Annotated in this window: 22 protein-coding genes; 6 read left to right on the plus strand and 16 right to left on the minus strand. The window is 43.4% G+C overall.

The features are described from left to right. Positions 1–3 precede the first annotated feature (3 nt). From NLX82_RS01245 to metH, 10 genes are all read right to left on the minus strand, one after another. On the minus strand, positions 4–1,497 hold the full coding sequence (locus NLX82_RS01245; RefSeq protein WP_081326442.1) for a serine/threonine-protein kinase: 1,494 nt from the start codon (positions 1,495–1,497) through the stop codon (positions 4–6). Positions 1,498–1,678: 181 nt separating this feature from the next. After that, positions 1,679–2,737: a 23S rRNA (cytidine(2498)-2'-O)-methyltransferase RlmM gene (locus NLX82_RS01250; RefSeq protein WP_068942695.1), complete on the minus strand. Its 1,059-nt coding sequence runs from the start codon at positions 2,735–2,737 to the stop codon at positions 1,679–1,681. A gap of 22 nt (positions 2,738–2,759) precedes the next feature. Then, on the minus strand, positions 2,760–3,533 hold the full coding sequence (locus NLX82_RS01255; RefSeq protein ID WP_023988993.1) for an ABC transporter ATP-binding protein: 774 nt from the start codon (positions 3,531–3,533) through the stop codon (positions 2,760–2,762). After that, positions 3,530–3,844 carry a thioredoxin family protein gene (locus NLX82_RS01260; protein WP_076159187.1) on the minus strand — a complete coding sequence of 105 codons (315 nt, stop codon included), beginning with the start codon at positions 3,842–3,844 and terminating at the stop codon, positions 3,530–3,532. The genes NLX82_RS01255 and NLX82_RS01260 overlap by 4 nt, the downstream gene beginning before the upstream one ends. After that, the gene (locus tag NLX82_RS01265) at positions 3,841–4,179 is read right to left on the minus strand and encodes a cyclic-phosphate processing receiver domain-containing protein (RefSeq protein ID WP_025724126.1); all 339 of its coding nucleotides are present in this window, start codon (positions 4,177–4,179) and stop codon (positions 3,841–3,843) included. Before NLX82_RS01265 ends, NLX82_RS01260 begins: the two co-directional genes overlap by 4 nt. Before the next feature lie 72 nt (positions 4,180–4,251). Further along, the gene (locus NLX82_RS01270; protein WP_179085389.1) at positions 4,252–5,100 is read right to left on the minus strand and encodes a deoxyribonuclease IV; all 849 of its coding nucleotides are present in this window, start codon (positions 5,098–5,100) and stop codon (positions 4,252–4,254) included. Continuing rightward, the gene (locus NLX82_RS01275) at positions 5,090–5,908 is read right to left on the minus strand and encodes an Fpg/Nei family DNA glycosylase (protein ID WP_028541727.1); all 819 of its coding nucleotides are present in this window, start codon (positions 5,906–5,908) and stop codon (positions 5,090–5,092) included. The genes NLX82_RS01270 and NLX82_RS01275 overlap by 11 nt, the downstream gene beginning before the upstream one ends. Before the next feature lie 70 nt (positions 5,909–5,978). After that, positions 5,979–6,827: a TIGR01457 family HAD-type hydrolase gene (locus NLX82_RS01280; protein ID WP_081384262.1), complete on the minus strand. Its 849-nt coding sequence runs from the start codon at positions 6,825–6,827 to the stop codon at positions 5,979–5,981. A 463-nt stretch (positions 6,828–7,290) separates the two neighbouring features. Continuing rightward, a complete protein-coding gene (gene rnz, locus NLX82_RS01285; protein WP_076159192.1) occupies positions 7,291–8,220 on the minus strand; it encodes a ribonuclease Z in 930 nt (309 codons plus the stop codon). A 79-nt stretch (positions 8,221–8,299) separates the two neighbouring features. Further along, entirely contained in the window at positions 8,300–11,740 is a 3,441-nt protein-coding gene (gene metH / locus NLX82_RS01290; protein ID WP_069080595.1) for a methionine synthase, read from the minus strand. 281 nt (positions 11,741–12,021) lie between these two features. On the opposite strand from metH, the gene NLX82_RS01295 reads away from it, so the two are divergent. After that, complete coding sequence (locus NLX82_RS01295) at positions 12,022–12,564, plus strand: 1,2-dihydroxy-3-keto-5-methylthiopentene dioxygenase (protein ID WP_023989001.1); 543 nt, start codon at positions 12,022–12,024, stop codon at positions 12,562–12,564. A gap of 99 nt (positions 12,565–12,663) precedes the next feature. Here the strand turns inward: NLX82_RS01295 and NLX82_RS01300 are convergent, their stop codons facing one another. The 4 genes from NLX82_RS01300 to NLX82_RS01315 form a co-directional block, all read right to left on the minus strand. Further along, complete coding sequence (locus NLX82_RS01300) at positions 12,664–13,458, minus strand: HAD family hydrolase (protein ID WP_218061355.1); 795 nt, start codon at positions 13,456–13,458, stop codon at positions 12,664–12,666. Between the two features lie 155 nt (positions 13,459–13,613). Further along, positions 13,614–14,123, minus strand: coding sequence for a hypothetical protein (locus NLX82_RS01305; protein WP_025724118.1), 510 nt, complete (start codon positions 14,121–14,123; stop codon positions 13,614–13,616). 121 nt (positions 14,124–14,244) lie between these two features. Further along, positions 14,245–14,451, minus strand: a complete 207-nt coding sequence (locus NLX82_RS01310) for a DUF896 domain-containing protein (RefSeq protein WP_013310543.1) — start codon at positions 14,449–14,451, stop codon at positions 14,245–14,247. A 108-nt stretch (positions 14,452–14,559) separates the two neighbouring features. After that, on the minus strand, positions 14,560–14,928 hold the full coding sequence (locus NLX82_RS01315) for a LysM peptidoglycan-binding domain-containing protein (RefSeq protein ID WP_034095187.1): 369 nt from the start codon (positions 14,926–14,928) through the stop codon (positions 14,560–14,562). Between the two features lie 188 nt (positions 14,929–15,116). Here NLX82_RS01315 and lexA point away from each other — a divergent pair, with 188 nt between their 5' ends. From lexA to NLX82_RS01340, 5 genes are all read left to right on the plus strand, one after another. Next, positions 15,117–15,743: a transcriptional repressor LexA gene (lexA, locus tag NLX82_RS01320; RefSeq protein ID WP_013310545.1), complete on the plus strand. Its 627-nt coding sequence runs from the start codon at positions 15,117–15,119 to the stop codon at positions 15,741–15,743. A 281-nt stretch (positions 15,744–16,024) separates the two neighbouring features. After that, a complete protein-coding gene (locus NLX82_RS01325) occupies positions 16,025–16,327 on the plus strand; it encodes a hypothetical protein (RefSeq protein WP_028541732.1) in 303 nt (100 codons plus the stop codon). 236 nt (positions 16,328–16,563) lie between these two features. Further along, positions 16,564–16,728 carry a hypothetical protein gene (locus NLX82_RS01330; protein WP_013310546.1) on the plus strand — a complete coding sequence of 55 codons (165 nt, stop codon included), beginning with the start codon at positions 16,564–16,566 and terminating at the stop codon, positions 16,726–16,728. Between the two features lie 40 nt (positions 16,729–16,768). After that, entirely contained in the window at positions 16,769–16,909 is a 141-nt protein-coding gene (locus NLX82_RS01335) for a hypothetical protein (RefSeq protein ID WP_175405307.1), read from the plus strand. 699 nt (positions 16,910–17,608) lie between these two features. Further along, the gene (locus tag NLX82_RS01340) at positions 17,609–18,100 is read left to right on the plus strand and encodes a PLAT/LH2 domain-containing protein (protein ID WP_068942634.1); all 492 of its coding nucleotides are present in this window, start codon (positions 17,609–17,611) and stop codon (positions 18,098–18,100) included. Positions 18,101–18,956: 856 nt separating this feature from the next. Here the strand turns inward: NLX82_RS01340 and NLX82_RS01345 are convergent. Together NLX82_RS01345 and NLX82_RS01355 are read right to left on the minus strand one after the other, a co-directional pair. Further along, the gene (locus NLX82_RS01345; RefSeq protein WP_023989007.1) at positions 18,957–19,064 is read right to left on the minus strand and encodes a hypothetical protein; all 108 of its coding nucleotides are present in this window, start codon (positions 19,062–19,064) and stop codon (positions 18,957–18,959) included. An 885-nt stretch (positions 19,065–19,949) separates the two neighbouring features. Beyond that, positions 19,950–20,219, minus strand: coding sequence for a CPCC family cysteine-rich protein (locus NLX82_RS01355; protein WP_023989009.1), 270 nt, complete (start codon positions 20,217–20,219; stop codon positions 19,950–19,952). Between the last annotated feature and the right edge of the window lie 65 nt (positions 20,220–20,284).

Consider the following 20,284-nt stretch of genomic DNA (forward strand, 5'->3'; position numbering starts at 1 on the left):
TATCTAGCGCCGTCGCTTAAGGAATACGAAGCGTCTTCTCCGGGTATCTGGAATGACTCCGCGAAACAGCTCGTCCAACACCTGATCCATCTCATCATCCGGTTCGAAGGGGTCTGAGTGGAACGGTAGAGCAAATACTTTATCGTGATCCAGCTCCTTACGAAGCCTGCGGGCCGCCTCCGAGGTTGCCAATGGCAAGCAGTAATTCCATTTGTGCTGTGGATGGCGCTGAAGAGATCGGGCTAACCCTGCTATATCCTGAACTCTCCATTCGGCCCCTGAGCCAACGACGAGCGGATAATCGGCTCTCAAGAATTCTTCCAGTCGTTCATTGTCCTGCCCACTCCCCAGGTCCAGTACGATAAATCTATAGGAACCACCCAACAAAGAAATGACATCCGCACGAGATGTTTGTCGCCAGTAATGTACTCCATCGACTTCAAAACGCCGACTTGAACTCGATTGTCCAACAGATGTGCCTTCTACGACTTCTTGAAGTCGGGCAAATGCTTTGGCTGTGCTGTGCAGCTCAACCAAAGCTACGGAGCGGGACCTTCGAGCCAGATAGTGGCTTACCGCAATTGCTGTATGCGTAGCACCGGAGCCGGCAGATACACCCAGTACAGCCACTACCCTTGTACCTGCATAATCCATTGAGGCATCATTAACGGAAATTCCTTGTTGAGCAGGCTGAAAATCAGCACTGCGCCGCAGTTCTCCAATGACCTCCCCGGCAGATTGAAATCGTTCCTCAGGATGCTGACGCAGCAGTTTTCGAATCACTGGGATCAAATGGCGGGGCAATTCTCCGCGAATATACCCTTCTACTCCCGCAGTCCACTCGCTATATTTGCCTCCTGTACAAAGATACAATAGCAGCGCTCCCAAACTGTATAAGTCTGAACGAGCATCCGTCTGACCAGCTCCATATTGCTCCGGAGCAGCGAAGCCCACTGTGCCCAGCTTTACCGTATCTTGATCCAGTTCAGCCTTATAGCTCCTCGCTATTCCAAAATCAATCAGTATAAATTCCATTTCCGGTGTCAGCATAATATTCGTTGGTTTCAGATCCCGGTAAATGACTGGCGGTTGACGGGTATGCAAATAGTCCAACACATCCAGTAGCTGCAAAGCGAATGGGACGATTTGCTCCTGTGGAATATAGCCTTGGTAGCCCTTCATGTATGCTTCCAGCGTAATTCCTTCGATGTAATCCATGACCAGATATACCGCACCAGATGGAGGATGCTCAAAAAAATCAACAATTCTCGGTAAACGTGGATGGCTTAGGGAAATCAGCATCTCTGCCTCCGTGCGTACAAGCTTCATCACTTGTGGCCCGGCAACCGACTCCTTCACCGCCCATTGCTTGCCTGGCAGTTTTAAATCCTCTGCCATGAACACGCGGCTCATTCCTCCCGAACCCAATGTGCGAACAATACGGTACCGCTCACCGATAATTGATCCGAATTCCAACTGTGATGGTTGCTTCATTATTCTCCTACCTCCTTTCTCAAGCAGACAACGCAAAAAAGGGAAAGCTGCCGCAAAATCAAATTTCCATGTCGTCATGAAAACCGTTTTCGCGGGATGCTTTCCCTTGATTTAAACGTGATTATTATTTTTTAAGGAACAATTTGGATTTATTATATAGCACACCTGTATCCATTGTAAAGTATTATTTTCCATACTTGATCATGTACAGGGTGATCTCATCTCGGTTATGGAATAGCTGCTTAGCTCGCTGAATCTGCATGCCGGACTCTTCAAATGAAGCAATTACATCATGAATGAGCGCCAAGGGCTTTTTATGCATTAGCTTGACCGTAACGATAGCAGTACCACCACTTCGCAAACTATATAGTAAATCAGTAACGAGCCTTGCCATTTGCTTAGGACTCCAGCTCATATCACAAACCAGCAGATCGAACGAATTCTCTTTAAATTTGACTTCACTTGCATTTTTACGCAAAAAAGTCAGATTGGCGTACTTCATCAGTGATGGCTCCATCTTTGCCGGATCAACCGCTGTAACTTTCAGTCCCCGTTCCAGTAAGAAGGAAGTCCATCCACCCGGTGCTGCCCCAATATCCAGTCCCTGATGGAAAGCGGCAAAATCTATGCCGAACGTTGCTTCTGCTTCCAATAGCTTGAATTTGGCACGAGAAATTTGTCCATCTTCTTTTTGAAAACGAACCGCGCCTCCGCTCCAATCCGATAGATTGTCCTCAGGACGCGATACACCTGCATACCACGTATCTGTATCTGCAAAAACGGACACAATAACATCGGCGCCTTGTACTGTCTGCTCCATAGGTAGATCACTTAATTGTTCACTCAAAGCCTGCTTGAGCGCACCTGCACTTTCAGTCCAACTGCTATTAGATCCTTTGCGCACTTGTAAAGAAACACGTTGATCCATCAGTTCCTTGCGGTTACGGATGAATGCAACCAGACGCTCCTGTACATGAACCAGGTCCGTTCCTTCTTCCTGAAAATGAACAGGAAATAAGTGACGCAAAAACATCGGCGGCTGACCTGTAATTGTCCTCACTGCCTCAATTTCTTCCGCAGGTAATGTAGCCAGAAAAATTTCACCAGGTAAAAGCATCGTGCTTTTAACAGAGCCAAATATTCTTCTAAGCTCCTCTTGAGCATAGGGTGCAAAACCGTGATTGGCTGTACAAACAAATCTTGATGATGACAAAGTAGATTCACTTTGTTCATCTGTACTCATATATAGTTCCTCCAAAATAACATTACCCTCCAGTGCACACCCGAATCCAGGGGCGTTCTCCATCCCAATCCAGCTCAACCGGAACTTCATATGTGTGCATAATCAATTCTTTCGTTAAAACTTCCTTTTTCGGGCCAGCTGCTGCGACCTTACCATCACGAATCAATGCAACATGTGTAAAGAGGGGGACAATCTCCTCAATGTGATGAGTCACATAGACCACTGATAACTCCCGCTTGCGGAGCCGATCAATCTCGACCAGCATTTTTTCCCGCTCAAATAGATCCAACCCGGCACAAGGCTCGTCCATAATTAGCAGACGAGGTTCTGCCATCAGTGAGCGGGCCAGCATCACCTTTTTACGTTCTCCTTGAGATAACGTCCCCAGCGGGTGATGAATCAAGTCGCCTAAATTCATACCCTCCAGCAAAGATATGGCCTTTTCTTTTGCCTCTGTCGGAATTTCCTGATAAAAGCGCAAAAAAGCATACGCACCTGTAGCGACCACTTCCCAAACGGGATCTTTTAGCGCCAGCTTTTCCAACAAAGTCTGGCTGATATATCCGATTTGTTTGCGAACTTCCCGCACATCACATTGACCATACATTTGCCCAAGCACTTCAACCGTACCACGACTTGGAAACATATACCCTGTCATCATTTCCAGCAATGTTGTTTTACCGGAGCCATTGCGACCCAGAATAGCCCAATGTTCACCTTCTCGTATGTCCAGGCTTACATCGTCCAAAATCCGTCTTTCTTCCCGCTGCAACGTAATGCTCTTCATGGATATCATTCCATCACGCTCCTTATTTTGCTCAGCAAGTGTTCTACAGATTCCATTTTGTAGATGATTTCAGGATTTTTGTTTTCACCATTATATATAAGAAGCGCGGGAACACTGGATATCCGGTACTCCTGTACCAGTTCAGGAATATAGTTAATGTTGCTCTGCACCACTGCTTCTTCAGAGAGCAAATACTCTGCTACCTCCAGCATTTTACGGGCAGCCGCGCATGTTCCACACATGGGAGTGTACACAAACAAAGCCAGCTTGCATCCCTCCCATATGGCACGGCGCACCTCTTTTTGTCCGATCTCTTTCATCGTTCAGACCCTTTTCTGATCTCTCGCATACGCTCCTCGGGTATGGGCCCGTTATGCACGGTGACTCCCTCTGGCTTATTCGCATAGAGTAGCTCGTACATGGCTCGCCGCCCCTCTGGACTGGAGGAATGCAAGTAAATTTCACGTGGATATAACCGTTTCCCTGCGATAGCAGCAGCCACATCCTTTCCCGTAGGCTGACCTGGACCCAAATCATAATCTAGCGATAGTATTGAAATAGGGTATTCATGAAGTAGCAGTAGACACTCATCCGCATCTCTTGCCAGCTTAAAGCCCGGAGGACAAGGCCGATAATCGTCCATAAACAAATACATCAACTTCTCCTCCTTTTTCCCATAAATGCAAGCTCACAAGCCTCAATGATAGTTATTATCAATCAGACCGATTTAGTCCCAGCTTAGAATCATTTGAATATCCTCCTGATGTGTCCCATCAGGTCCAGTCCCACTCTCCAAAACGATAGGAATACCTCTTACAGCATCCTGATCTGTCATCCAACGCATTCCTTGAGTACCAATGTAGCCTTGGCCCACGCGGGCGTGTCTGTCTTTTTTAGAGCCATACGGGTATTTAGAATCGTTCAAATGAACTCCGCACAGAGCTGACCAATAGCCGAGACGATTCCCTTTTTCGATCAAAGCCTCGTCCATTCCACCGTTCCATAATCCCGCTGCATACGCATGACAAGTGTCAAAGCAAAAGCCGATACTGTCAGGATTCTGGCACAACTGACGGATTTGCACCAGTTCCTCAAGCGTGGTTCCCATGGGCCCGTGATCCCCCGCCTGATTTTCAATCAATATTTTAGCTTTTCCTTGCCAGCCTTCCAGCACATCATTAAAACAGTTAATAATGTTACGATAGCCCTCTAGTGGGTCTGACGAATGCAGATGCCCAAAATGAACGACGATCCCTTTTGACCCACAGGCTTCAGCAATATCCAGATCATTGCGTAATGAAGCAATCGTCAGCTCATAAAGTTCCTGACCACGCTCGGACCCATGAGCCGGATTAACAGGATATGGTGAATGAGCAATGGATTGAAGCTGGTGCTCTAAACAGTAAGCGTTGCAAGCAGCAGCATCAGTTGCACTCCATTCCTTCAGTCTAAGACTACGAGGATTTTTCGGGAAATATTGAAATGAACGTCCCCCCTGCTCTCGCGCACGCATAGCGGCTTTGGAAAAGCCACCACGCGTACTCACATGGGAGCCGATGAGCAATTTAGGCATCATGCTGCTGTACCGGGCAATAAAATGCTTTTTTCCCCGCCAGTTCAACCCTTACAATTTTTCCGCCACTTGGAGATTCTTCTCCTTCGCGGTCATATACTCGACACTGATGATCAAATCCACCTGTTAGCGTGTCCCCCTCCATTAGAGGCATTTCCATGTACCCGCCTTCCGCAGTAGCTTCACGTAGTACGGATTGAGTGGCATGATATAGCTTTTCCACTTTTTCTGGCGACTGCACAATGTTTTGTACTTTGGAACCCGGTGTAAATCCGGCGATATAAGCAATTTCGTCCGAATAACAATTGCCAATACCCGAAAAAATCTGCTGATTCACCAGCGTTGTTTTCAAAATCCCCCGGCGTCCCTTCAGCCGTGCTGTAAACTTTTCCAATGTCATGCGGCGGTCTAACGGATCAGGTCCCAGGTCTGACAAAGCCTCCTCTGTTTCTTTAGCCGTCAGCAAGTGCAGATAACCTAAGCGCAGTCCGATAAAATAAAGCTTTAATCCACTAAAATCTAATTCGATCTGAACTGTACGATCTGGACGCTGCTCCTCCGTTCCCAGATATAACAGTCCTCCCAACATCAGATGAAGTACGAGCCGCCCGCCCGTGTTTAAATGAAAAATCAAATGCTTGCCTCGACGCTCTAAATATACAACGGTCGTTCCCAGCAATTGCTTCTCAAACGTTTCCACTTCAGTATTAATGGACTTTTCACGGCTAACCGTCACTCCAGTAATCGGAATGTCCAAAATTTGTTTTGATAATAAGATTCTGTAGTTTTCCATTTCAGGAAGTTCCGGCATATCAACATCTTTCCTTTCGTAGCTACATAGCTTTTAATTCTCGCAAGTTTTGTAAGACATATACTTTCTATTATTTCAGCTCTTCTTTCATCCAGTCCTGCAGTTCAGCGAGATTTTCAAACATCAGGTCAGGTTTCACTCCAACGGTACGCACATGTTCGTCCATATTAGCGCGGGTCGTCACGCCCGACAGGATCAGAGCTGTTTTACAACCTGCTGCTGCACCTGCCGCAATATCTGTAAGCATATTATCGCCCACAACCAGAGCTTCATCCGCCCTAATGTTTAAGCGGTTCAGCGCATAGTTCATCAATACGCTTGAAGGCTTGCCGATGACAATAGGCTTTACCTGTGAAGCCGCTTCAATTGCAGCTCCAATCGTACCTGCACCTGGCGTTAGCCCATCATGTGAAGGCAATTGGAGATCCGGGTTTGTCAAAATAAAAGTTGCTCCTTCCCGAATCCAACGCATGGCAGCGGCCAGCGCATCATATGTAAATTGACGATCTATCCCCTGCACCACATAATCAGGATGGTTCTCAACAAGCTGCAAACCGGCTCCTGTGAGTGCATCGCGTAATCCTGTTTCACCAATACAATAGACACGAGCTCCAGGACTTTGCTGTGCAACATATTGTGCAGCTGCTAACGCCGAAGTATATACTTCATGGCTGGCCGCTTCAATTCCCATACCAACCAAATGCTCAGCCACCGATTCGGGTGTACGTGAAGCATTGTTTGTAACATAAGCATAAGGTATCTGGTCTGTACGCAATCGGGATATGAACAGATCCGCACCCTTGATCATCCGATTTCCATGATAAAGTGTTCCATCCAGATCAATTAGTAACGATTTTATCGCAATCCCCTCCCCCACTTCAAATCCATTCACATCATAGCATTGAAAATTATAATTCATCCCATGAACGATGTTCTCCTTCTTATTTAACCACCTTAATTATTCAGGTCATTAAATAATCGGCGTCTCCATTCATCTCATCTATCTTAAGTCAAAAATGCTTATGAAGTCCATGAATTGCTGGTAAACCCTCCAAAATGGCGCCATTCCTCGCTAAAAGCCGTCGCTTTCACATGACATAAGTTCACTTCTTCGTCGAAATCCATCGAAGGAGCTATTTCCTCAAAGGAAATCTCCTGTATTTCCTGGTCATACTCAAGAAATAGAATCCTTTAAATTCGATATATAGAAACTCGAATATGACACGCCTCTATATGTGGTAGAACAAATTCATCCCCTACCACCGTGTACGGGTTCTCATCTCTTGTCGCATCCTGCGCTTTCCCGGAAAATAATTTGGGTGAAAAACAAAGGCACCGGGGCAAGCCCCGGCACCCATGAACATATCTTCTCCAATCGTTTATTAACCGATATCGGGTACCGGTAACAACACATGCTGCTCCGCAAGCAATGAATTGGGAAATATGCTTCGCGCTTCCTCCAGCAATGGCTGAAGCTGCTCCTGATCTTTATACCTAGAACTAAAATGCGTCATGATTAGCTGACCCGCACCTGCGGCTTTTGCAGCTTCCGCTGCTTGAAGCGCCGTACTATGATGATACTCGTATGCTGTATCTGACAGTTCATGCAGAAAAGTGGCTTCATGAACGACGACAGTTGCATCTTGAGCCAGCACTACCGTATTCGGACAAGGTCTCGTATCCCCTAAAATCGTGACGATACGCCCTTTTTTCGGCGAACCCAGTACATCCTGAGGATGCAAAATAACTCCACCCTCTACCTCCACGCTTTCCCCACGCTTTAACTTACCGTACACCGGGCCGGGCTTAATACCATATCGCTCCAACAGCACTTGGTTAAGCTTACCGGGCTTATCCATCTCTACAACTCGGTAGCCATAGCTGTCAATCCGATGATCCAGCAAAGCTGACTCTACCCGGAATTGTCCGTCATCAAACAGAACCCCGCCCGTATGCTCCACAATATGTAGTTGGTAATTGATACGCGATTGGCTGATCCCTAAAGATAGCTCGATATATTGCTGGATTCCAGGCGGCCCATATACCGTCAGTGGTGTCGTTCCCCCTTGATACGCTCTGCTCGACAGCAGTCCCGGCAGACCAAAAAGATGATCCCCATGCAAATGGGTGATAAATATTTTTTCAAGTCTGCTTAGTTTGAGCGGCGAACGCAATACCTCTTGTTGAGTGCCTTCGCCGCAGTCGAACAGCCACATGCTTCTTCGTTCTTCCAGCAAACGAAGAGCGATGGACGTTACATTTCGCTGAATCGTAGGCACCCCTGCATTTGTACCGAGAAAATAAAATTCCATAACATTAACCTTCTTCCTGCTGACCAGCAAAAAACCTCCGAAGCTCGGAGGGTATTTGCTATCCCATCTGATAAAGGTGTTAAACCTTTTCGACGTTAAAATACTGCGCCTGAGGGTGGCTGAACACCATGGCTGATACAGAAGCCTCCGGTTCCATCATAAACCCTTCCGTCAGCTCAACGCCAATATCCTCAGGTTTTAACAACTGGAACAACGGCCCCTGATCCTCTAGATCTGGACATGCCGGATAGCCAAAGGATACCCGAATGCCTTGATATCTGGCACCGTGTCGCTGTTTCATTGTCATATCGGCAGGGTCCGGGAACCCCCAGCTATCCCTGATAATATGGTGAAGCCGTTCCGCTAACCCTTCTGCTACTTCGAGTGCTACCGCTTGAAGTGCATGCGAGCGCAGATAATCTCCTTTATCTTTCCACTGGGTAGATATCTGCTGAATCCCATGACCAGCTGTAACGACCATGAAACCTACATAGTCCATAACTCCGGATTCCACTGATTTCAAGAAATCAGCCAGACATAGATAAGGCTCTACCTGCTGGCGCGGGAATGTAAATGTGTGCAGTACCTTACTCACATCCGAGGGATCATAGATCAGAATTTGATCTCCTTGGGACTGCGCTGGAAAGAAACGATACATAGCATGTGCCTGGATGATTCCGTCTGTCACAGCTTCAAACATGATGCTGTCCACGGTTTCCTTCAACTGAATCGCTTTCGGATCTTCCGAAGCCAGCAGCTGCTCAACATTTCCTTTTAAACCAAGATGATGCCCCATTAGCATCTGCATATTCACGTAAGGCAAAATATAATTCAGTGGATAATTACGCAGTACATGACGATCCGTATCTGGTGGAATATAGACGGGCAGATCCTGAGCAATGTTAGAGCGCACAGCTCGAGTGAGCTTAGGGAGCGGCTTGGCTTCCACTACTATTGCCGCTTCAGCCTCCCGCTCAGCCTCCATGTCCTCAGCCATTTTTTTGCGGGACTCAGGATTCATAAGCTTGTTGGCAATATCCAGCCCATCCATAGCATCCTTTGCATAGGCAACCAGACCATCATACTCAGGACGGATACGATTTTTAGTGAACTTACGTGTTAAAGCAGCTCCACCAACCATTATTGGAATATCAATATTCGCATTTTTCAAATCCTGTGCGGTCAGCACCATTTGTTGTGCCGATTTAACAAGCAGTCCGGATAAGCCAATCATATCGGCCTTTTCTTCACGGTAAGCCTCAATAATGCGTTCTGGTGGTACTTTTATACCCAGATTCACGATATGGTAACCATTGTTGGATAGAATAATCTCCACCAGATTCTTACCAATGTCATGCACATCACCTTTGACTGTAGCCAACAAAATCTTACCTTTTACTGAGGATTCATTCTTCTCCATGAACGGCTCTAAATAGGCTACGGACGCCTTCATCACTTCAGCGCTTTGCAGCACCTCCGCAACAATCAGTTCGTTATTGTTAAACAGTCGTCCTACTTCCTCCATCCCCTTCATCAGCGGGCCGTTAATAATCTCCAGCGAAGAATATTTCACGAGCGCTTGCTCCAGATCCGGAATGAGTCCCTCCTTACTTCCCTCGACTACATAGGAAGCCAGTCGTTCTTCGAGCGAAAGGTTTGATATCTTTTCTTTTTTCTCCACTTTCTTGTTACGGAAAGCTGCTACAAAAGCGGATAAAGTATCGTCATTTGTTTTATAGATCAAGTCTTCCGCAAGTTTCCGCTCATGCTCTGGAATGGATGCATAACGTTCAAGCTTCTCAGTGTTTACAATCGCATAGTCCAGACCTGCTTTGGTGCATTCATATAAATAGACGGAATTGAGCACTTCACGACCCGCTTCCGGCAAACCAAAAGATACGTTACTGATGCCCAGGATGGTATGCACCCCGGGAAGCGCTTCTTTAATAATGCGAATGCCCTCAATGGTTTCCTTAGCTGAACCGATATATTGCTCATCACCTGTTCCTACTGGGAATACGAGCGTATCAAAAATTAGATCCTCCGCTGCCAAACCGTAACGGTTCACCAACAGATCATAAGAACGTTTAGCTACCTCAAGCTTATCCTCACGTGAAATAGCCTGTCCGCGTTCATCAATTGTTCCAACAACAACAGCGGCGCCGTACTTATGAATAAGAGGAGCCATTTTCTCAAATTTCTCTTCACCATCCTCCAAATTAATGGAGTTAATTATTGCCTTGCCTTGCGAATATTGAAGTGCTTTATCAATGACTTTAATATCCGTGGTATCAATCACTAAAGGTACCTTTACCTTGTTTACAACCAGTTTCAAAAATGCTTCCATATCCGTCATTTCATCGCGATCCGGGTCCTGCACACAAATATCAATGACATGCGCTCCGCTTTTTACCTGAGCACGGGCAATTTCAGATGCCTCTTCATATTTGCCTTCCACGATCAAACGCTTGAATTTGCGGGAGCCCAGAACATTCGTTCGCTCACCAACCATATACGGACGATTGTCCTGTTCAATATATACAGGCTCAATGCCCGATACGGCAGGAGGATGATGACCTACCAGCGGACGCGGCTCAAACTGCGCCATACTTTCACTCATAACTCGAATATGCTCAGGCGTGGTACCACAACAACCCCCAGCAATATTCAACCAGCCTTTTTCAGCAAAAGCAGCCATTTTACGTGCTAAAGAATCAGGCGATTCATGGTATTGGCCATTTTCATCGGGCAAGCCCGCATTTGGATAACAGCTAATAGCTGCAGAGGACATTTCAGACAGAGAGCGAATATGATCACGCATAAACTCTGGACCTGTAGCACAATTCAATCCAATCGAAATTGGGTGCAAGTGTTCCAGTGATATGCAAAAGGATTCGATATTTTGTCCGGCCAACGTCGTTCCCATAGGCTCAATCGTGCCTGAAATCATTAGCGGAAGCTCGATACCTGTCTGCTCAAAAGCTTGCCGAATTCCGATGCTTCCAGCTTTGACGTTAAGCGTATCCTGTGAGGTCTCCAATAGCAGTACATCGACCCCGCCTTCAATAAGCGCCAAGGCCTGCTCTTGATAGCTTTCAATCAGTTCAGCAAATGTAACCCCACCTGTGACAGACAAGGTTTTCGTGGTTGGGCCCATAGCTCCTACTACAAAACGAGGCTTGTCCGCAGTGCTGTATTTATCCACCGCGTTACGCGCCAGTTTGGCCGCCACCAGATTAATTTCACGGGCACGTTCTGGTATATCGTAATCCGCCAAAACGACGGATGTTGCTCCAAATGTATTCGTTTCAATTAGATCTGCTCCGGCCTTCAAGTATGCTTCATGAATCCCTTGAATGACATCCGGTCTCGTTAAGACCAGCATTTCATTACAGCCCTCCAGCTCTTCCCCACCAAAATCATCGGGGGAAAGGTCTTCCTGTTGAATCATGGTGCCCATGGCCCCATCAAGAAGGAGTATTCTTCGTTGTAATGCATCCTGCAAGCTAACTTTATCCAAATTTCTTCACCCCCGCAAAACGTTAAATCCTAGTTTAGCAGAAACCGTATCATTTAGATAGATTGAAGTAAAAACATACGTTTTATACAGGTTGTTCTTTGTAAAAATGACTTCTCTTATCCATTTTTATAGTTTGTAGCATTATAGAGCGTACTTAACCCTGCATCCTTTAGCTATGGTCATTTGCATTATAAAATGTTGAAATCCTGTATTGTACAACGTTTCAAGACATGGTATTCTTTATACAACATTAATCCAAGTGGAAAAGAGGGTATATATATATGGCCGAAATCTTAATACGTAATACCAATGAACGAATTAGCGGTGAAGAACAAGTACGTGAATTTCTGGAGAGTCACGAGATATTGTATGAACATTGGGATGCTTCCAAATTGTCTGGGGAGCTGCAAGAAAACTTTACCTTAACAGATGATCAAAAGGCCGCTGTTCTCAAAACATTTGAACCCGAAATCAAGGATTTAGCCGCACGTCGCGGATATAAAATATGGGACGTTATCACTTTATCTGAAGCAACGCCGAATTTGAACGAGCTGCTGGCCAAGTTTGAGCAAATTCACACCCACACCGAGGATGAAATCCGTGCCATTGTCGCTGGTAAAGGCATCTTCATCATTAAAGGCCCTGAAGAGATCGGCTATTTTAACGTAGAGCTTTCACCGGGGGACGTTATCTCCGTACCTGAAAATATACCTCACTTCTTCACTTTAATGGAGAATCAAAAGATCGTCGCAATCCGCTTGTTCATCGAAGAAAATGGCTGGATTGCCGAACCGTATGAAGATCCAACCTTCATTAAAGCATAATTACGAATTTATCCTTGTGTGAATAAAAAAACTCCCTCTGCTTTGTAACAATAGCGAAGGGAGTTTTCTTAATACTCGTTTCTAAAGACTATTGATTTCTTAGTTTAACGATTGAATAATTCCGTCCAATTCAGACAGATGCTTGATTTGGAACTTCGGCTTGATCTCTGTGGTATTGGTTTTAGTGTTTCGGTTCACCCAGACCGAGTGTACACCTGCTGCCAACGCTCCTTGAATATCAGTCGTCAGTTTATCTCCTACCATTAAAGCATGTTCAGGCTCAATACCAAGAAGCCCCAAAGCATGCTGGAATATAGACGGATCAGGCTTGCCTCGACCAAATGAACCTGAAATGACAACATGATCAAAGAAAGGAGCTAATTGAGGAACTCCATCCAGTTTCTCCTGTTGTAGATCAGGGGAGCCATTTGTCAGCAATAACAGCTTGTAATGTCCCTTCAATTGTTCTAGAATCTCGAACGTTTCTTCATATACATGTGGACGCGCGCGTCTTTCCGAAGCAAATTGGGTAGCCAACTTTTCCGCCAACTTCTCATTATCTATCCCTAGTTGCTGGAGTCCTCTGCGCCATGATTCCTTTCGATAAACAGGGGCCAACTGTTCCAATTGGCGGAATTCAGGTTGCTCACCTGCTGTAAAATTCGCCCACAATCCTTCAAACGGATTAATGCCGATCATTTGAGTAAAACTAAAGGTTTCATAGGATTCATACAAAGCGCGTGCTTCCTTACGTACGGCTTCCTCCAGAGTTTTTGGATCAACGCCTGCTTCACGGGAGCCTGTTTGACACGCTGCATCAAATGCCTCTTCTACACTACGTTCATCCCACAAAAGGGTATCATCAAGATCAAACATTACCGCCTGAATCGTCATCTGAATTATCCACTCTCTTTCCACAGTATATGTACGCCTATTTGCTTGATTAAGCATTTGAATCGTTATGTGTGCCCATATTAAGCAAGCGGCCGCAGCATGTTATATGAAATAACATCATACGGCCTTTGTTACAGAGCTACAGGCTAAATCAGTTATTTCTTGTCTACCTGTATCTGATTGGATAGCGCAAACTTCTCAAGTCGCTCTGCAATGGCATCCGTGTCATAGCGACCTAATGATTTTGTGAAAATAAAATTACCACCCTTACCTTTTCTTTCAACGGTTACGTAACCCTTTTCAATCTTGATGGCTTTCATGTCCCCTGCCGTCATTGGACGTTCTCTACCACCTTTCAGCATATAGAGAGTATCCTTTCCCACTTTCAAATAAGGACGACGGATGAAAAAGATAACAGCCAGCATCAAGTACAAGCCGAATACAAGCCAATCCATCCCTCGCATACCGGTCTTAGTCAAAAAGTAACTCATAAGCATGTACAATACAGAAAGACCAGCCAGCATAATTGGCACAGTAATGTTACGGCCACGGAAAATATCCATTGCAGAACCTGCGCCGCTAATGGTTTGAATGCCTTGCTTTTTGCGCGATTTATTTAAATGCGCTGTGTTTTTGCGTACTTTTCTTTCAAATGATCGGGCCATCTCTCAATTCCTTCCCAGATATATTACATTAAAACAATTGCCTCAAAACTGATCTATATAGATACCATGAAAAGGTACCTAAAACAAAAGGCAAATTGCAGGCTTGGGCGCTTTAACAACATTAATGCTTCAGCCCGTCATTTCCTTTCGATGTATCATCGTCCACAAATTCAATCGTCTCAAGCTGCTGCCGAAAATTACGGCGAATGTTACCTAAATAAATTTCCCGAAGATTGGCGCGCTCTGTGGCTTCCTCTTCCGTCAAACCCTCGGATTTTGCTTTGCGCGCTAATTCATTAATGCGCTGTACCAAGCTGTCTATATCCAAATTGTGTCCCCTCCATAAAAGCAAAGATATAATACACTTTGACATGTAGAAAAGAGCTTGTCAAGGCTCCCGTATTACGCTCCCTGACAAGCTCTAATAGTCTATAGATCAGAAGTTAGGAAGCTTGAGTACCTGACCTGCCTGCACTCCCCGATCCTCCAAACCGTTAATCCGCACAATTCCTTCTATATATACCCGTGTATCCATTCGTTCCGGTTTATGATTTGCGGCAATCTCCCACAACGTATCCCCAGGTTGTACGGTCAGTTTAGTCACTTCTTCCTTGGAAGCTGAAGGTGCCGCGAAAACTGTAAGTACACCTGCCCCTGCAATCCAAGCAACAATCACTATAATAAGAAGCTTAAGTAAAAGAGTATTGGTAATAATCTGCATAAAACGTGCCCTACCCTCTTTTCGAGTCTCCTGTAAATTTTCTAAATTCATCGGAAAAATACTTTGATAAGTGCTATATTTCATCATTGGCTGTGTCCTCCAAACGTTTGTTCTTATGTTTTCACAATATAACACGAACATTTGTTTTGTTCAATAGAAAAGAGAACAAAAGTTCGTAATTATTTTTAGGGATTATTTAGAACTTATGTTTGTACGAACGGAGGTTCTATGCTATAATTTTCCCAAACGTTACTAAATGGGGTTGATACGGTATGTCTAAGATTTCGAGCCGCCAGCAGGCCATTCTTGAATTTATCCGCAATGAAGTGCGTCTAAAGGGATACCCCCCTTCTGTACGCGAAATAGGCGAGGCTGTCGGATTAGCCTCCAGTTCTACGGTTCATGGTCATTTGGATCGTTTAGAGAAAAAAGGACTCATTCGCCGCGATCCTACAAAACCACGGGCTATTGAGTTACTCGGTCAAGACGAATCGGATAACAGCAACTTGATTAATTACTCCATTAGTCGTGTCCCCGTCGTCGGCAAAGTAACTGCTGGCCTTCCTATTACGGCGACAGAAAATATTGAAGATTACTTTCCTCTTCCCCAACACTTTGTTGGTGAGGATAAAATATTCATGTTATCTGTTGTAGGCGAAAGCATGATTGAAGCTGGTATTGCTAACGGAGACTATGTAATCGTACGTCAGCAGCAGACCGCTGATAATGGTGATATTGTTGTAGCTATGACAGATGAAGACGAAGCTACAGTTAAAACCTTCTACAAAGAAAAGGATCATATCCGGCTTCAACCTGAAAATCCAGCCTTTGAACCGCTTCGCCTGACACACGTCAGCATTTTGGGCAAGGTTGTAGGACTCTTCCGGGACTTCCACTGATTTCTCGTTCTTTCTTCCCCGTTATTCTATCCACTAATACAAAACCGGCTGCCTAGGGCAAGCCGGTTTTGTATTGCTATTATGTTTATTATGTATCTCACAACTTTTTTTCATTTCAGCAACCTATCCCTATTTTTTCTACTAAAAATCAGCCTCCTCATCTCAAATAATTCCCCACTGACCTTGAGCAGCTATACTGTCATGGGCAAAACTAATAGATCTTTCTTTGTTTTAGATAAATATGGTATATTAATTACTTATAGCTCTGTAGGAGGAATTAAATGAAAAAAATTATAATTTCAGCGTTTGTTGTGATATTTATCGCCATAAGCTGTGTAGTTCCAACAATGGATCATTTGTATGCAAAAGAGAACTCCCACATAACAACCTATGACCGTATTAAGTATATACAAATACTTATCCATTTCAGGTATTTAGAAAAGCAACTCGAAGCTGTAATTTTCGAAAGAAATAATTATCCAGAAGACAGCCAAGAATATAAACAGCTCTCTGAACAACTGAATCATATTCTTGCTCAAGAGGCGTACTACGAGAAAAAACTTAACACTCTTAATAGTAAATAATTTTCATACTAACTGCCTATTATCTTTATCTACACTATTAGACTCATGCCGACCTGCCTGTAACATTCTCCTGCAACGTAAAGTTGAAAAGGCGAAGACAGGTTCGCATGAGTTTTTTTATTATCCATTAGGAATATAGGTACTAGCTTCTTTTTGCTTTTAATAGATTTATGCTGATACATTACTATCACAATTGACATATGTATATAGCAGAACTAAGCAAAGGAGATATGCAGATGATCAGAAATAGAGTTAAAACGTATAAGCATCGCATCGGGAAAAACAGATATCTGGTCGTTAAAGTCTTTCAAGCCGCAGCTGCTAAAACAGGAAGCGGAAATGCACTAGCAACCAATGCCTTGAATATCAAAATTTCCAAGCGTAAGCATAAACGCCACTAAGATTTAACCGTACCTTCATTTCTTGAAGGGAGGTGATATTATGAACAGAAGACATTGCAAACGTGATTTAAGAAGAAGAAGATTAAACATCCGTTCCACTCAAAGAGCCATTGCGCGTGCAAGAGGTAACGCACTGGCTGTTAATCTGTTTAGCGTAAATGATAGACAACGCAGACGTTAATAATCGTTTTCAAGCAAAAGCGGGAAGGATTCTTCCTGCTTTTTTTGTGTTAAACGATACACCCAACTCCTAAATCCCATAGAACTGCTAAATTCAGTTGCCTTCCTTTTAAATACCATACATATTCAACTATGCTTCCACTGGTTAAAACAGAAGCGAAATGGTACCCAGTCAAAAGCAGCAGCATTCTTGACTCAAATACTTTGTGTACAACTGACCACACCTATAGCCCTCAAACTTGCTTCAGCTTTTTTAACTTAAGTATTCCGGCTGTATATCCGTCCATGGTTTGTACGTTGCTGCATTGTTTGCTCAATTTTTTATTTTAAAACTTTATAAGGCCCCACTTGCCCACCACCGTATTCCACAAACTCCATCATATCCTACTCAACGGCTGGACTACAGATGCTCTTATCTGACTTAATGCAGCTGAAAACAATTCGATATTGGATCAACACTTCATATGTATGATTCATGTTGATCAACTCGACAATTCATTCTGGATAAGCGCTAAAAATCCTTCTCTAAATAATCATACCCTTACATGATTATTTAGAAAGCTAATATCCGACATATAAAGATAAAATACAACAAACAAAGACAAGAAAAAAATTTCTCTTCACAACCAATGAACTATGTACAAATACATTACACATGTATAACATTAAATACAAATACTAGAAAGGTGGTAACAATTTAATGAAAAAAGTATCTTTACTAGCATCAGTAGCAATGCTTATCTCATCTGTAGCTTTTGCTGCACCTTCTTTTGCAGATCAGGTCACAAGTGACACTTATAGTTCATTACAAGACTCAAATAGAAGTATAGAGTCTGTTACGCCTTTTGCTAATGTTGAATATGTCGCTACTGTAAATACGGCCAATCTCAAAGATGCCGGAACAGACTCGAACATCTCTATAACTCTGTATGGTTCTAATGGAGATTATGCTACCGCTACACTCAATGGTAGCTTTGAACAAGGAGATTCCGATACAACAAGAATCAGCACTAGTAACCTAGGTGACATCAGAAAAATTACTATTAGAACTGATGGATCTGGGTATAAACCAGGTTGGAAAATCGCTAATGTCAAAATATCTGGAAACGGGAAAACTTTCTCATTTGCAGGTCCTAACCGTTGGCTTGGTGACGGCGGTTCCGCAGATTCCGAAACACTTTTTCCATCCTAAAACAAATATTCATACAAAAGACTCTGTCGATATTTGGATAGAGTCTTTTAGTTTTGGATGAATAATCCTACTAAAATTGTATCGCCGTAATTATAACCCCATCTCAAGAATCAATTTTAAGAATAAACTCACTAATGGGAAAAATGTTATATGATTTTGCTATATAAACAAAAGCTAAGAAATGGCCGTTGGAAAAATATATTGAATCTACTAAGAAAATCATAGCTTTAAAAAGAATTCAAGCATTAAAACACAATACCTAATTTTTTCGATTTAGCATGTCTCTTTTAGCCCCAATACTTTTAAGTTGATCATGTACATTTTCGAATATTGGATTATTATTTCCATCTACCTGACTTAGCGTAGCTGCGAACAGTTCGGTATTCTACTTTACCACTTTGTACTTATGATCAACAGTTACATTACTCTCTTGTATTTTCACAATAATCTCATCCCCAATAGCCGCCAGTGAAAGCAATTAACCCTCAAGCCAATTCTCTTATCATAGGATACCTCCAAAGTATAATAAATCTTCTAAATACTATACTGAAAGATGTGTCAAAGTATCGTGCGTATTATCGCAAATAAAAGACTCATACCAGTTATTGTTGCAAACTAATAAGGCCCTATCTGAGATTAAATTTAGGTATTAGGAAGGATTATACCCATTCAATGAAACATTCCCCTTCTTACAAAATACAATAAGCGCAAATCTATTATGGCAGGAAATCCACCAAGTATTCGCCAAAAGAGAAGCGAATACTGTAGCTATTGCCAAATAGCTTATGCGCTCATTGAGTTCAACTATTTGCCATCCATGAGTGAAGTGGTATTATCCAACAGTTCTTTTCACGAATTAAACCCAAAGTGATTTAGTGATGATAACTAAGAGAATAAAGAGCACTAAAATTGCCGCTGTAGAAGTCCATACACCGCCGCCACCTGCACCTTCATATGCACCCATGTCTTAAACCTCCTTTATTTGTCGTTCACCTTAATATATGTATAAATACGTTCAGTGATAGGGCATGCAGGTAAACAAAACAAAGGCTCACACCCAGATAAACCGGTAGAGCCTAATAATCTTTATAAAAGAATTAATTTCAAGATGATTACCAACAAAATGAAGAGTGCCAAGACAGCAGCTATCGATGTCCAAATCTTCCCGGCCGTCTCTTCGTAGCCTCTTTCTATTCCTCTCACACGTAACGCCTCCTTTGTTTACTCCACAGGCTATGCGAGGTCTTGTTTATGGGATGGACTTCTAGGAAAATAAAAACACTTTACCAGCGTATCCAGCAAGGTGCCACTGATGAAGAACCTTTACTATTGCCACAACTAAAGAACAACAAGAAGGACTCCTACAGCATTTAGCTGATAGAGTCCTTCTTTATATCTGCCTTAATTCAATATAATTGCATTGAGTTATGGCTTCGAGTATATATTTTTCACTCCTCAAGACTCAATTAATGAATTCTACTATATTCCAAAACAATAAACATCCCGTCAGCGCATGCCAGTAGGGTATCACCCATTCTTTCGGATTATGCAACGGTTTGGTGATATTTCAAAAGAATTTATGTAAGGTCAGGCTACTCGCCTTACGATATTAAACGTACTGTCCAGTTCCAAGTACCTTGGCTTGTTACTTTGATCTTATCCCCAACGATAAAAAAGGCCGTATTTGTGGTGGAATCCCCGAAGAAGCCCTTGTACCACTCTTTGCCTGGCTAATCGATTAAACCCTTAGGCGCGTTCCAGTGCCACCCCACATATCTATATTTGCTCCTTCAAAAACTTCAAGAAAATTCCTCTTAACATTAGATGGCAAGTAGAACTAACGTTTCAGTTAGTTATAGGGTTCCCAGTTCGTATCGCGTATATCTTTATCTGAGGCTTTTCTCACAAACTCTATGCATTTTTCTTCGCAAGCGCCAAATACTTTATAATTTTGCTGGCCCTGTCTTAAAGATACTATGTTTGCCCCACCATCATAATCAGGATCTGCAAACTGAATACCATCATCTTCCCAAAAACAAATTTCACAAATATCATAGGTTCCAGGCGGTTCATCGTTTAAGGTTTTGTAACCACAGCAAGGACAAGTATATTTTCCCACCGCTATAAGACCTCTCCTTATTATGTATCTATTTTTTGTTCTGTCAGCCAGTTATGTGAGTCCTT

The sequence above is a fragment of the Paenibacillus sp. A3M_27_13 genome, from assembly GCF_024213315.1.
In the GTDB taxonomy this organism is placed as follows: Bacteria; Bacillota; Bacilli; order Paenibacillales; family Paenibacillaceae; genus Paenibacillus; species Paenibacillus polymyxa_B.